This is a genomic window from Rhodococcus sp. IEGM 1409 (assembly GCF_030056735.1).
Classification (GTDB): Bacteria; Actinomycetota; Actinomycetes; order Mycobacteriales; family Mycobacteriaceae; genus Rhodococcus_F.
Genome location: NZ_JASHKN010000008.1, coordinates 1 through 13,570 on the forward strand (window position 1 = coordinate 1; position 13,570 = coordinate 13,570).

At 63.9% G+C, this 13,570-nt stretch carries 12 protein-coding genes and 1 riboswitch; of the genes, 5 read left to right on the top strand and 7 right to left on the bottom strand.

The window, feature by feature from the left end; all coding sequences use genetic code 11:
- Positions 1-166: 166 nt before the first annotated feature.
- The 3 genes from QM716_RS20015 to thiO all read right to left on the bottom strand — a co-directional run bounded on the left by QM716_RS20015 (position 167) and on the right by thiO (position 2,203).
- Complete coding sequence (locus QM716_RS20015) at positions 167-919, bottom strand: thiazole synthase (protein WP_283305827.1); 753 nt, start codon at positions 917-919, stop codon at positions 167-169.
- On the bottom strand, positions 912-1,127 hold the full coding sequence (thiS, locus tag QM716_RS20020; RefSeq protein WP_003944402.1) for a sulfur carrier protein ThiS: 216 nt from the start codon (positions 1,125-1,127) through the stop codon (positions 912-914). Before thiS ends, QM716_RS20015 begins: the two co-directional genes overlap by 8 nt.
- A complete protein-coding gene (gene thiO / locus QM716_RS20025) occupies positions 1,124-2,203 on the bottom strand; it encodes a glycine oxidase ThiO (RefSeq protein ID WP_283305829.1) in 1,080 nt (359 codons plus the stop codon). Before thiO ends, thiS begins: the two co-directional genes overlap by 4 nt.
- Positions 2,203-2,350: riboswitch (TPP riboswitch) on the bottom strand. Its footprint overlaps the gene before it by 1 nt.
- A gap of 26 nt (positions 2,351-2,376) precedes the next feature.
- Here thiO and thiE point away from each other — a divergent pair.
- Complete coding sequence (gene thiE / locus QM716_RS20030; protein WP_283305830.1) at positions 2,377-3,072, top strand: thiamine phosphate synthase; 696 nt, start codon at positions 2,377-2,379, stop codon at positions 3,070-3,072.
- 249 nt (positions 3,073-3,321) lie between these two features.
- Positions 3,322-3,453, top strand: a complete 132-nt coding sequence (locus tag QM716_RS20035; RefSeq protein ID WP_269068504.1) for a hypothetical protein — start codon at positions 3,322-3,324, stop codon at positions 3,451-3,453.
- Between the two features lie 93 nt (positions 3,454-3,546).
- Here the strand turns inward: QM716_RS20035 and QM716_RS20040 are convergent, their stop codons facing one another.
- A complete protein-coding gene (locus QM716_RS20040) occupies positions 3,547-4,161 on the bottom strand; it encodes an NUDIX hydrolase (protein WP_283305831.1) in 615 nt (204 codons plus the stop codon).
- Between the two features lie 161 nt (positions 4,162-4,322).
- Here QM716_RS20040 and QM716_RS20045 point away from each other — a divergent pair, with 161 nt between their 5' ends.
- The 3 genes from QM716_RS20045 to QM716_RS20055 are packed head-to-tail and all read left to right on the top strand — an operon-like array spanning position 4,323 to position 9,110.
- Positions 4,323-5,684, top strand: a complete 1,362-nt coding sequence (locus tag QM716_RS20045) for a GlnX family signal transduction membrane protein (protein ID WP_283305832.1) — start codon at positions 4,323-4,325, stop codon at positions 5,682-5,684.
- A gap of 26 nt (positions 5,685-5,710) precedes the next feature.
- Entirely contained in the window at positions 5,711-6,715 is a 1,005-nt protein-coding gene (locus tag QM716_RS20050; protein ID WP_283305833.1) for a glutamate ABC transporter substrate-binding protein, read from the top strand.
- A gap of 7 nt (positions 6,716-6,722) precedes the next feature.
- On the top strand, positions 6,723-9,110 hold the full coding sequence (locus tag QM716_RS20055; RefSeq protein WP_283305834.1) for a serine/threonine-protein kinase: 2,388 nt from the start codon (positions 6,723-6,725) through the stop codon (positions 9,108-9,110).
- Between the two features lie 15 nt (positions 9,111-9,125).
- Here the strand turns inward: QM716_RS20055 and QM716_RS20060 are convergent, their stop codons facing one another.
- From QM716_RS20060 to fgd, 3 genes are all read right to left on the bottom strand, one after another.
- Positions 9,126-10,325, bottom strand: a complete 1,200-nt coding sequence (locus QM716_RS20060) for an acetate kinase (RefSeq protein ID WP_283305836.1) — start codon at positions 10,323-10,325, stop codon at positions 9,126-9,128.
- Between the two features lie 2 nt (positions 10,326-10,327).
- Complete coding sequence (pta, locus tag QM716_RS20065) at positions 10,328-12,406, bottom strand: phosphate acetyltransferase (protein ID WP_283305837.1); 2,079 nt, start codon at positions 12,404-12,406, stop codon at positions 10,328-10,330.
- A 148-nt stretch (positions 12,407-12,554) separates the two neighbouring features.
- Positions 12,555-13,568 carry a glucose-6-phosphate dehydrogenase (coenzyme-F420) gene (gene fgd, locus QM716_RS20070; protein WP_003944371.1) on the bottom strand — a complete coding sequence of 338 codons (1,014 nt, stop codon included), beginning with the start codon at positions 13,566-13,568 and terminating at the stop codon, positions 12,555-12,557.
- Positions 13,569-13,570 lie beyond the last annotated feature (2 nt).

Sequence of the window (13,570 nt, forward strand, 5' to 3'; positions counted from 1 at the left end):
GTCCGTAAACCTTGGTCAATCCCCTCAGTTCAATCATGAGGAGAACTGTGCCCTATCGGCAATGACCAGCACATCGGCCACAGGTCTAGTTCCGAGTGGTACTCAGGTAGGACACGAAGTCGGGCAATCCGGGCATAACCCTGAGAAAACACCCGGGAATGGTCCGTCAGGACGACGCTTGGGCCCAGAACCGCTTCGGGATTCGGCCGGCGTGACGCGCCTCGAAACCGGCTACCACTGCGTGCCGCATCGCCGACGCCATCAGCGCGGGATTCTTGGCGCGCGTCACCGCTGTCGCAAGTAGGACGGCGTCGCAGCCCAACTCCATGGCAAGGGTGGCGTCACTGGCCGTTCCGATTCCGGCGTCGAGGATGACGGGCACGCCGGCGCGCTCGACGATCATCTCGATGTTGTGCGGATTCGCGATACCAAGCCCGGTGCCGATAGGTGAACCGAGCGGCATGACTGCCGCGCAACCGACCTCTTCGAGGCGGAGCGCCAGCACCGGGTCGTCTGTCGTGTACGGCAGGACGGTGAAACCGTCGTCCACCAATTGTTCTGCGGCGGAAACTAGTTCGATCGCATCGGGCAGCAGTGTCCGCTCTTCGGCGATGACTTCGAGTTTCACCCAGTTCGTCTCGAGTGCTTCCCGTGCCAGCTGCGCCGTCAGCACTGCTTCAGCGGCTCCGCGACAACCGGCGGTGTTCGGCAACGGTTCGATTCCGAGGCGTCGGAGCAGGTCCAGTACCCCCGTGCCGCCGGCCGCGTCGACTCGCCGCATCGCGACGGTGGTCAGTTCGGTGCCGGAGGCAACCAGCGCTTCTTCGAGCACCGCGAGGTTGGCGGCGCCACCTGTCCCGGTGATGAGCCGGGAACCGAAACTACGGCCCGCAATGGTGAGAAGATCCTGCTCAGCCACCCTGCACCGCCGTGAGGATCTCGATTTCCCAACCACGTCCGACGGATTCGTCCCAACGCCCGCGCGGAAACAGTGCACCGTCGACGGCGACGGCGATGCCCTTACTGGGCAACTCGAGGTGCGTCAGTAGTTCGGTCACCGTGACTGCTCGATCGAACTCGAGATCTTCGCCGTTGACGGTGATCCCGATCGGGACCTGCTCACTCATGAATTTTCCTTAGCTGCTGCGAACCGCTCGGGTTCGGTTCCTTTTACCTCGACCAAAGATGTGCCGTTCAACAACGCGAGCGTTGCATCTGCGGTGACGGGCGTCAGTAGAACGCCGTTGCGGCCGTGCCCGGTGGAGACGACAACACGATCGGACACGCGCCCGATCAACGGCAGGTTGTCCGGCGTCATGGGACGCAGGCCTGCCGCGCATTCGTAGAGTTCGTATTCGCCGATGGCGGGCATCAGCGCCTCGGCGTCGTTGATCAGGTCCCGCACTCCCGCCAGGGTGACCTGTGTGTCTTCACCGGACTCGTATTGTGTTGCGCCGACGACGATTCCGTCGCCGCGCGGGACGAGATACGCGGGTCGTCCGTGGACGCTTCCGCGGATTGTGCGGCTGGGCGCCGGGGTGACTCCAGGTCTGCTGCGCAGACGAAGGATCTCACCCTTGACCGGCCGCACTGGCAGCCCGGGCCACAGCTTGGGTGACGCGATACCGGCGGTGAGCACTATCTGATCGGTATCCAGTTCGGCGAGGTCGTTGACGGCACGCGCGATCAATTCGACGCCGGATTCCACACAGGCCTTCTGCAACGCCTCCAGCAGCAGTCTGTTGTCGACGGCGGACTCACCGACAGCCATGAGTCCCGATCTGATGCCCCGGCCGAGCATCGGTTCGAGTTCACGGATGCGAGCGCGGCCGAGGATTTCGAGTTCATGGCCCTGCGAGCTCACCCATTCGGCGATGGTCTGCAGGTCCTGCGCGTCGGCAGCATCGAGAGCGACCGTCAGCGAGCTGTCCGCAGTGAAGACCGAGGGCCCGAATTTTCCGAGCTCTTCACCGAACGTCGGCCACCGCTCCAGGGAGGCCGCGCCGACGGTCAACGCTGTTTCCTCACCCGGCCAGCCTTCGGACAGTGGGGCAAGCATTCCGCCCGCCACCCACGAAGCCCCTGATCCGATGGACGGGTCGTACAACCGAACGGACCAGCCGTCGCGGGCTGCGCGCCACGCTATGGCGAGACCGATGACACCGCCGCCGACCACCGACACCGTACGAGCGTGTGTATTCACGAAACTCCACCTCCACTTCCTGCGCCGGCATGATCCGGGTCAGGTCTGACGGTCGGGATCTGGTCGCGATCCCCTCTCAGCCCTACGAACCTCGCAGTCACGACCAAAAAGTGACGACGACGTTTCAGGACTCCCGTGTCGAACCTTGCTCCCTAGAGGCTACCGTTTGCTCCGTGCACCCCACACATCCCAGTAACGTCATCGACCGGCGCGAGCGCCTGGCAGCAGCACGGCTGTACCTGTGCACCGACGCGCGCCGCGAGAAAGGCGACCTCGCGCAGTTCGCCGAGGCAGCATTGTCCGGCGGAGTCGACATCATCCAATTGCGCGACAAGGGCTCTGCCGGTGAGCGCGAGTTCGGTCCGCTCGAGGCCAAAGACGAACTGGTAGCGCTGGGCATTCTCGCAACTGCAGCGCGACGCCACGGCGCGTTGTTGGCCGTCAACGATCGCGCGGATCTCGCCATGGCTTCCGGTGCCGACATCCTCCACCTCGGCCAGAACGACATTCCCGTCCCCTACGCGCGAGCTGTTGTCGGCGAAGACGTCGTCATCGGCCGTTCGACGAGCAGCCGCGCGCAGGCGAGTCTTGCCGCCATCGAAGAGGGCGTCGACTACTTCTGCACCGGGCCGGTCTGGGCGACGCCGACAAAACCGAATCGAAGTGCTTCCGGCCTGGAACTGGTTCGATCGACTGCCGACGCCGCACCGCCGCGCCCCTGGTTCGCGATCGGCGGCATCGACGAGGAACGCCTGCCCGAGCTGCTCCATGCCGGTGCCACTCGCATCGTCGTCGTGCGTGCAATCACGCAAGCGTCGGATCCCCAGGCGGCCGCGCAACGCCTCGCCGCGGCAGTCGCCGGACGCTGAAAACCGGTAACTGGCGACTGTCAACTGTTTGCCGGGACAAATCCGCACAGTTACGGGTCAGCACGCCTCGCGTGAAACATGAACGGAAGTTGTCCGATCAGACAACAAACCCCCAGTTCCTAGGTGTGATTGAATATCCAATATGCCCCATTGAGTGATTTTGATCACACTTATTTCGATTGCGTGTTTCATCCCATTCGGTTTGTTGTAGTTTACTCCCAGTTACTAACCGAAACCTAGGAGTTTTAAATGGGATCCCTCGACACCGGCTCACTCAGCACCGAATCGCTCGAAGACCTGAACCTCGGCAAGGTCAGCGAGCTGCTCAAGCTCGGTATCACCGCGGTCAGCTTCATCACGGCGCTGAACTCGCTCAGCTGAGCCTCGTTTCGGTCGACGACCGAAACACAGAAGGGCCGGACTCTTGAGGAGTCCGGCCCTTCTGCTGTGTGTGAACTGTTGAGACTCGAGTTGTTACGACTGGGTACTGCTCACCTCAGACAGGTTCTGGTCACTGTCCTCGGTGGAATTGCCCGACAACCATCCGAATCCGCCGCCTTCGAATACGACGGTGTGCGGGGCTGCGTTGTGCTGATCGCCGGGCTGCTGGTCTCCGGTCTCGGTTGGAACAGGCGCAGTCCGGAGTTCGGGCCACGAGGAACCGAATCCCGGATGCAGTGGCAGCGAGTCGACGTCGGCTTCACGGACCCACCGCAGCTCGGTGCTCTCACCGTTGGCAACCGTCGACAGTGGATGCGCCGCATCAGCTACGACGGTGGTGTAAGTCCACCCGCTCTCGGCGCGCATGGTGACTACCTCCCCGCGAACGCGGACGGCGTCCTCGGCGATACCTGCTTCTTCGTGTGCCTCGCGGACAGCGGCGTGCGTCGTGCTCTCGTGTGAGTCCCGCGCTCCGCCGGGCAGTGCCCACGTTCCGCCCTGATGGCTCCACGCAGCACGATGCTGCAGCAGGACCATGGGCGATCCGTCCGAATCGGGGGCGCGCAAGAGCAGCCCGGCGGCACCGTGTTTACCCCAATGCCGCGTACCGTCCGACCCGATGGACCAACCGTCACCGTCACCACGCATCGACTACCTCGCTCCGCCTGCACTCGCCGTTGTCCCACACTAACCGTTTCAATCTGCTCCAGGTGTAGGTGATGCTTATATGCTCGCGAAGATGCCCTGAATCATTTCTCGGCGGCATCATTTCTCGGTAGCCCGACTACAGCAGCGAAGTGAGGTGCTCGATGGTCGACCGTGTCGTCCCGTCCATCGAACCCCGGTCGCTGCCGCCCTCCGAAGCCACGTCCGTGTCGCCGCAGGACGAGCGCGCGCTTCTGAGGCGCGAACTCCAGGCATTCGTGTCGTCCACACCTGGTCGGCTGACTGTCGTCGGACTGATCCTGATCGCGATCACCCTGATCGCCGGACTTCTCGCCACTGCAGCGATCGAGAACCGTCAGGCAAATCTCGACCTCCTCCTCGTCGAAACCGAACCTCTCGCCAACTCCGCTCAGAATCTCTACAGCGCGCTGTCGTTGGCAGACGCCGCCGCGGCCACTGCCTTCATCTCCGGCGGCCTCGAACCCGCCGACGTACGCGACCGCTACACGCAGTCGATCGGTGAGGCGTCGGCCGAGATCGTGCAGGCATCGGCCGGCCTCGACTCGACGGATCTTGCCGGCCACAGCGCGTTGACCACCATCTCGACCGACCTGTCCGTCTACACCGGGCTGGTAGAAACCGCACGGGCAAACAATCGCGTCGGAAACCCGGTCGGGGCAGCGTACTTGAGCGAGGCCTCGCAGTTGATGCAAACCTCGCTGCTGCCGATGGCTCAGCAACTGCACGCGTCGCAGGAGACTCTGGTCTCCCAGGTACAGCGAGATTTCGAGACTCCACCGTGGTGGCCGATCGTGGCATTCGTCCTTGTCCTGTGCGCGTTGGTCGCGGTGCAGGTGTACTTCTCCCGCAAGAGTCGCCGACGCTTCAATCTCGGGTTGATCCTCGCCTCGCTCGCGGTCGCGGCAGCGCTGCTGTGGCTGCTCACTGTCGGACTGGTCTCCGCGCTGGCCACCGGACGCGCTCTCGACGCGGGCGCCGAGCCACTGCACGAACTGACCGAAGCACGAATCATGGCGCAGCAAGCACGCACCGTCGAAACTCTCACCTTGGCGAGACGGGATTCAACCGCCGAGGACAACGTGACGTTCACCCGCAAGGTCGACGCTCTGCGCGACATCCTCGAGCGCCTGCAAGACGATGATCGCGCCCGAGTGAACAGCGAAGTGCTGACCGCCGCACTCGACTCGCGCCAGCAGTGGGTGGCTGCGCACACGCGCATGTACGACCGTCTCGGAAACGGCGACTTCACATCCGCCGCAGCCATCACCATCGGCGCCGGAGAACAGGATTCGGCCGCGGAGTACGGAAAGCTCGATCACGAACTCTGGCAGGGAATCGTGGATTCGCGTACAAATCTGCGATCCGACGTCTCGTACGCCTCACGTGTGTTGGCGGCCTCCGCACCGGGCATGACTGTATTGGCAGTTCTCGGTGTATCCGGAATCTTCATCGGGTTCTGGCCCCGACTGCGGGAGTATCAGTGACAAGAACAGCGGTGACAAGAACAGCGGTGACAAGAACAGCAGGGGTACAGCGGAAGCGCCCGGTTGCATGCATCGCGATTCTTGCCGCGACCGTGCTGCTACTCGCTGGGTGCGGTGCGGAACGAGTCGAAGACCTGAACAACGCAGCCGCCACGTCGTACACGGAACCGCCACTACCCGCCGAGGCCACGATCGCTCCCAGCCCGACGCCGACGACCACCACCGCGTGCACCAACCTCACTGCAAGCCTGCGGCCCACCCCCGCGGACGCTTCGCCGCAACCACCCACACCGAGCCTCGACGCCATCCGAGCCCGCGGGCGACTGATCGTGGGCCTGGACACCGGTTCCAATCTCATGAGCTTTCGCGATCCCGCCACCGGACGCCTCGAGGGTTTCGACGTGGACATCGCCCGCGAGATCGCCCGTGATCTGCTCGGCGACCCGGAGAAAATCGAGTACCGGATCCTGACGTCGGACGACCGGATCGCTGCGCTTCAGGAATCGATGGTCGACGTGGTCGTCAAAACCATGACCATCACGTGTGACCGGCGCGAGAAGGTCGACTTCTCGACGCAGTACTTCTCCGCTGAACAACGAATTCAGGTCTTGCAGGGGTCACCCGTCCGCGGCATCGACGACCTCGCAGGCAAACGGGTCTGCGCTGCCCGGGGAACGACGTCGGCCACTCGAATCCAGCAGCTCCAACCGGAAGCCACCGTCGTGACCGTCCCGATGTGGTCCGACTGCCTGGTCGTCCTGCAGCAGGGTCAGGTGGATGCGATCAGCACCGACGACACGATTCTCGCCGGCCTCGCCTCGCAGGATCCGTACCTGATGATGGTCGGCGGATCACTGGGCGTCGAACCGTACGGAATCGGCGTCAACAAGGACAACTCCGATCTGGTCAGATTCGTCAACGGAACACTGGATCGGATCCGGGGCGACGGGACCTGGAACCGCATCTACGACCGCTGGCTCAGTGTCCTCGGTCCGTCACCCGGTCCCCCGCCGGCCGTCTACCGGGATTGAGGCTGACATGACCGAAGAGACCGGCCCCGAGCCCGACGCCACCCAGGCCGCCCTACGCCCCGAGCCCGATTCCACCCAGGCAGTTCACCGCGAGCCTGACTCCACGCAGGCAGTTCACCGCGAGCCTGACTCCACGCAGGCAGCCCTACGACCCGAACCCGAAGCCACCGGCGCCTACGAGCGTCTCGAACCGACTTCGGCCCAGATGCGGGGAACCACGCCGTCTGCGTCCTCCTCCCCCACCGGCCGTTCCACCCGATCCCGCCGCAGCCGGTCGGGACGCAAGCTGCGCCTCGGCGGCGGTCTGGTCGAGGTTCCCCCCGTTCCCCAGATCGACCCGGCATCCGCGGTGATGAGTGACCCGACGGTCCCCGAACGAAAACGGTTCTGTTGGAAGTGCAACGAACCTGTCGGCCGTAAGAGTGCAAGCACCAAGGCAACTCAGCACGGAACGTGCCCCAAATGCGGTTCCACCTTCGACTTTCGCCCGCTCCTCGAAGAGGGCGAATTGGTGTCGGGCCAGTACGAGGTTCAAGGACCGATCGCGCACGGCGGTCTGGGATGGATCTACCTCGCAATCGATCGCAATGTCAGCGACCGATGGGTTGTTCTCAAGGGACTCTTGCATTTCGGTGATTCCGAAGCGCAGGCCGTCGCGGTGGCCGAGCGTCAGTTCCTCGCCGAGGTTGCCAACCCCAGCATCGTCAAGATCTTCAATTTCGTCGAGCATCCGCGCCCGGACGGCACACCCATGGGGTACATCGTCATGGAGTACGTGGGCGGACGATCGTTGCGCGAGGTGCTGGCCGAATTCCCCGACAGCAAGCACATGCCGATCGAGCAGGCGATCGGCTACGTACTGGAAATCCTTCCGGCGCTGAGCTATCTGCATTCCACCGGCCTGGCGTACAACGACCTCAAACCCGAGAACGTGATGGTCACCGAGGATCAGTTGAAGTTGATCGACCTCGGCGCCGTGTCCGGAATCGAAGATTACGGATACCTGTACGGCACTGCCGGTTATCAAGCGCCGGAGATTATCGAGACCGGCCCGACTATCGCGTCCGACATCTTCACCGTCGGAAGAACACTCGCGGTTCTCACCCTCGACATGCCCTCGAAGCACGGGCGGTACCTCGAGGGCCTCCCCGAACCCGAGGACGAGCCACTGCTGCGAGACCACGAGTTCTTTCACCGCCTGCTGCTGCGCGCCACCGACCCGGACCCGAAGAAGCGATTCCAGTCCGCCGAGGAGATCGCGGGCCAGCTCACCGGCGTTCTGCGAGAAATCCTCGCGGAGCAGACCGGGCAGGAGAATCCCGGACTCTCGCTCGTGTTCAGTAGGCAGCGAACATCTTTCGGCACCGACGAATTGGTCGGACAAACCGATGTGTACGTTGACGGCGTCAGCCACGACGCCGCTCTCGATCCGCGTGAAGTCGCGCACGCGCTTCCCATTCCACTGGTCGACCCCACCGATCCCAGTGCGCCGTTGCTGGCGGCAGCCGTGCACAGTGAACCGTCTCAGACTCTCGATGCGCTCAAGCACGCCCGCGAGAACGGCATCGACCGAACATCCGGCATACCGGCGGCTTCCATCTCGGGCGAGGTTCGGCTGGCAGAGGCCAAGGCTCATCTCGATCTCGGCGATCCGGAAACCGCACTGACTGTTCTGGATGAACTCCAGCAGAGCATCGGTGACCACTGGAAGATCGAGTGGTATCGAGGACTTGCGGCGTTGCAGTCAGGCCGATTCGAGCCCGCTTTCAGTCATTTCGAGACAGTCCTCACCGCGCTGCCCGGCGAGGCTGCACCCAAGCTGGCGTTGGCAGCGACGGCAGAACTGATTCTCCAGCACTGGGAGAGCGACGACCCGGACCAGTGGTGCCGCTTTTCCGAAAAGTACTACCGCACCGTCTGGCGGACCGAACGGAACTACGTGAGCGCTGCGTTCGGGCTCGCTCGCCAACTCGCCGATCACGGCAACAAGAAGGCCGCGATCGCCGCCCTCGACGAAGTACCCACGTCATCTCGGCACTACAACGTCGCACGGATGTCGAGCGCGCTGACGATGCTGTCCGGCGTTCCGATCGCCGAACTCGACGAATCGACTCTGCGGGAAGCCGCCCGGCGCGTTCGGGCGCTACCGGCCGAGGAGAGCCGAAGCCTGCAGATGCGAACCCTGGTGTTGGGCACGGCACTCGATTGGATTCGCTACGGCAACCGCTCGCACACCGAACTCGAACCCATCCTCGATCTCCCCTTCACCGAGCAGGGTCTGCGTACGGGAGCCGAGGCCTGCCTTCGCGCCCTCGCTCGCGCCACGACTTCCCGCACGCACCGCTACGCCCTCGTCGACCGGGCGAATGCGGTGCGTCCCCGCAGCAATTTCTGACGGACGCCCCGAGGTTTACAGCGCGACCACCAAAGCCTTTGCCGCGCGGGCGATCGCCAATTCCTCGTTCGTGGGGACCACGAGTACCTCGACGGCCGACGAGGACGCGGAGATACGACGCTCGCTGCGACTCTTCGCCTCGTTGAGAGCTGGGTCGACCTCGATACCGAGACGGGAAAGGCCGGCCAGGCTGTCGCGTCGTACGTCGATGTTGTTCTCCCCGACGCCGCCGGTGAAGGTGATGACATCGACGCCGCCGAGTTGAACGATGAAGGCACCGATGTACTTACGGAGCATGTGTACGTAGACGTCGTACGCAAGTTTTGCGTCTTCGTCGCCGCCCTCGATCAGTGCGAGCAGAGCACGGAAATCGTTGACTCCCGAGAGACCTTTCAAACCGGAACGACGGTTGAGGAGGTCGTCGATCTCGTCGACCTTCATTCCCGAGTTGCGGTTGAGGTGCAAGATGATGCCGGGGTCGATGTCGCCGCTACGGGTGCCCATGACAAGACCCTCGAGCGGGGTGAGACCCATCGTGGTGTCGATAGCCTTGCCGCCCTTGATCGCCGAGGCCGAAGCGCCGTTTCCGAGGTGCAGAACTATCTGATTCAGCTCGGCCGGATCCTTGCCGAGGAAGTCCGCGACGCGTCCCGACACGTATTCGTGTGAGGTCCCGTGGAAGCCGTATCGGCGAATCTGGTTGGCCTTGGCCACGTCCCGATCGATCGCGTACGTCGACGCTGCCGCGGGCAACGTATGAAAGAACGCTGTGTCGAACACGGCTACGTGCGGAACATCGGGCAGTTCTTCGCGCGCCACCTCGATACCGATCACGTTGGCCGGATTGTGCAGCGGCGCAAGGTTCGACAGATCCGCGATGGCTTTCACGACGCCGTCGTCGATGAGCGTCGGCGAATAGAAGATGTCACCACCGTGCACGACGCGGTGACCGACTGCGATGATTCCGGCCTCGCTCAGCGGCCGTCCGACCTCGGCGACGATGTCGAGCACCATCTTCAGACCCGCGCGGTGATCGGCGATGGGAAGGCTTCGATCTTCGACTCCGGTGCGGTGGTTGTAGACGATGTGTCCGTCGGGTTCACCGATGCGTTCGATGAGACCGTGCGCCACCGATTCCGCAGTATCCGGGTGCACAAGTTGAAATTTGATGGATGACGAGCCGGAATTGATGACCAGTACGGTGCCGTCGCTCACTCTTACGCTCCCTGTGCCTGAATTGCCGTGATAGCCACGGTGTTGACGATGTCCTGGACCAACGCACCACGCGAGAGGTCGTTGACCGGCTTGTTCAGTCCCTGCAGAACCGGGCCGACGGCAATTGCGCCGGCGCTACGCTGGACTGCCTTGTACGTGTTGTTGCCGGTGTTCAGGTCCGGGAACACGAACACCGTGGCTTTGCCCGCCACCAACGAATCCGGCATCTTCTTGTCCGCGACACTCTGCTCGACAGCGGCGTCGTACTGAATGGGCCCTTCCACTAACAAATCCGGGCGACGCTCGCGCACCAGTGCGGTCGCGCTACGAACCTTGTCGACGTCAGCTCCGCTACCCGAATCGCCGGTGGAGTACGAGAGCATCGCGATACGCGGATCGATCCCGAACTGCGACGCCGTCTGTGCCGACGAGATCGCGATGTCCGCCAACTGCTCCGACGTCGGATCCGGAACCACGGCGCAGTCGCCGTAGGAGAGAACGCGGTCGGCCAGGCACATCAGGAAGATGCTCGAGACCGTCGAGACGCCGGGGGCCGTCTTGATGATCTCGAAGGAGGGCCGGATCGTGTGAGCGGTGGTGTGGGCGGCACCGGAGACCATGCCGTCGGCAATACCCAAGTGCACCATCATCGTTCCGAAGTACGAGATGTCGGCGATCACCTCGCGGGCTCGTTCGATGGTCATGCCCTTGTGTGCACGAAGCGCGGTGTATTCCTGTGCGAAGCGCTCGGTGTACTCGGACTGCGCAGGTGCGAGTACCTGTGCGCCACTGATGTCCACACCGAGTTCCGCTGCGCGCCGACGCACACTGGGTTCGTCGCCGAGGATCGTCAGGTCGGCAACCTGGCGTTGCAGCAGTCGACCGGCAGCACGCAGGATCCGGTCGTCGTCACCCTCCGGCAGGACGATGTGCTTGCGGTCGCGTCGAGCACGATCGATCAGCTTGTACTCGAACATCTGTGGGGTCACGACCGACGGAATCGGCAGCGCCAGTCGGTCCATCAGGACGTCGGCGTCGACGCGCTGTTCCATCAAGCTCAGCGCGGTGTCGACCTTTCGCTGCGAACCGACTGCCACGCGTCCGCGGGTTTGGGCTGCGGCGCTTGCGGTGTCGAAAGTGCCGAGGGTTGTCGTGAGAATCGGAAGCCGCTGCTTGAGGCCGGCCATCAACGCCGCGATGGCCGGGTGCGGTGTGATCCCGCCGTTCATGATGATGCCCGCGAGCGACGGAAAACCCTCCGCCTCATGAGCATTGAGCAACGCGAGCAGGACGTCCGAGCGGTCGCCCGGTGCGATCACGACCATGCCCTCGACGAGACGCTCGAGGATGTGCTCGGCGGTCATACCGCCCACCATCACCTTCAGGGCCTCGCGGTGCAGCAGTTCCGGGTCACCCGAATACAACTCGCCGCCGGTGGCTTCCATCAACTCGGCCATCGTCGGTGAGACGAGTAGGGGAATCTCCGGCAGGCTCCACGTCGGAACACCGATGTCGGACAGCGCTGCGGTGACCTCGTCGAGCTTGTCGGGATCGCAACGGTTGGCGACGACGGCGAGCAGATGAGCGTGGTTGGCTGCCAACTCGGCGGCGCACAGGTGCGCGAGTTGGGCGACTTCCTCGACGCTGCGCCGAGCGCCGCGTACCGCCAACAGGACCGGGGCGCCGAGGTTCACGGCGATGCGGGCGTTGAAGCTCAGTTCGCTGGGGCTTGCGACGTCGGTGTAGTCACTTCCGATGATGACGACAGCGTCGCACTGCTCTGCCACGGTGTGATACTTCGCGACGATGTCGGCCAGAGCGGCTTCAGGGTCAGCGTGAACCTGCTCGTAGGTGACGCCGAGTGCGTCGGTGTAGGAGAGATCGGCGGTGGTGTGCTCGAGCAGCAGTTCGAGGATGTAGTCGGTTTCCTCGGTCGAGCGAGCAATCGGGCGGAACACACCGACCCGGGCGACGGTCGCGCACAGCATCTGCAGCACGCCCAGCGCGATGGTGGATTTTCCGGTGTCACCTTCAGGAGAGGCGACGTAGACACTCGACACGGCAGCGGGCGCTTCTGGCATGCCCAACAGCCTAGTGTGGGCCGCCGCCCACCTTGCCACTGATCGTGGCCACGCTCACGCTCGTGCCGATAACCGGCAGCTACGAGAAAGACGAACGGTGCCTGCCACACGTCGAGTGGCAGGCACCGTGATCAGCTTCTGGGTTACGTCAGCCCAGTGCGCGGAGCCGCGGCGCCAGGTCGCGCTCGAACAGTTCGAGGAACCGGCGCTGATCGTGGCCCGGTGCATGGAACACCAGGTGGTTCAGGCCGGCGTCGACGTAGGCCTTGACCTGCTCGACCGCGTCGTCGGGATCGGAAGCGACGATCCAGCGCTTGGCCACCTGCTCGATGGGCAGAGCGTCGGCAGCAGCTTCCATTTCGATCGGATCCTCGATGCTGTGCTTCTGCTCCGGTGTCAGGGACAGCGGCGCCCAGAAGCGCGTGTTCTCGAGCGCAGCCTCCGGGTCGGTGTCGTAGCTGATCTTGATCTCGATCATCTTGTCGATGTCGGCGACGTCGCGCTCGGCCTTGGCTGCGCCCTCGGCGACCGCCGGAAGCAGCTTCTCGGTGTAGAGCTCCATGCCCTTGCCCGAGGTGCAGATGAAGCCGTCGCCGGCACGTCCCGCATACCGGGCGACAACCGGTCCACCGGCCGCGATGTAGACGGGAATCCCGCCCTCGGGAACGTCGTAGATCGAGGCGCCGCGAGTGGTGAAGTACTCACCTTCGAAGTCGACGCGATCGCCGAGCCACAGCTCACGCATCAACCGCACGGACTCACGCAGCCGCGCGAACCGTTCCTTGAACTCGGGCCACTCGCCCTGGAAGCCGGTCGCGATCTCGTTGAGAGCCTCGCCGCTGCCGACGCCGAGCATGATGCGTCCCGGGTAGAGACATCCCATCGTCGCGAACGCCTGAGCGATGACCGCCGGGTTGTAGCGGAACGTCGGCGTCATCACGGACGTGCCGATCTGCACACGCTCGGTGCGCTCACCGACGGCCGTCATCCAGGCGAGCGAGAACGGCGCGTGCCCACCGTTGTGGCGCCACGGCTGGAAATGATCGCTCACCGCAACGGAATCCATGCCGTGCTGCTCGGCCAGAACTGCCAGCTCTACCAGTTCGCGAGGGCCGAATTGCTCAGCCGAGGCCTTGTATCCGAGCTTGAGTTCCTGCGCCACCG

Bases quoted from the DNA above. Each gene is read 5' to 3' on its own strand.
- thiS (WP_003944402.1), bottom strand. From the start codon at position 1,127: ATGAGTGAGCAGGTCCCGATCGGGATCACCGTCAACGGCGAAGATCTC.
- QM716_RS20040 (WP_283305831.1), bottom strand. From the start codon at position 4,161: ATGCGTGGTGACGGTGACGGTTGGTCCATCGGGTCGGACGGTACGCGG.
- pta (WP_283305837.1), bottom strand. From the start codon at position 12,406: ATGCCAGAAGCGCCCGCTGCCGTGTCGAGTGTCTACGTCGCCTCTCCT.
- QM716_RS20035 (WP_269068504.1), top strand. From the start codon at position 3,322: ATGGGATCCCTCGACACCGGCTCACTCAGCACCGAATCGCTCGAAGAC.
- QM716_RS20055 (WP_283305834.1), top strand. From the start codon at position 6,723: ATGACCGAAGAGACCGGCCCCGAGCCCGACGCCACCCAGGCCGCCCTA.
- QM716_RS20045 (WP_283305832.1), top strand. From the start codon at position 4,323: ATGGTCGACCGTGTCGTCCCGTCCATCGAACCCCGGTCGCTGCCGCCC.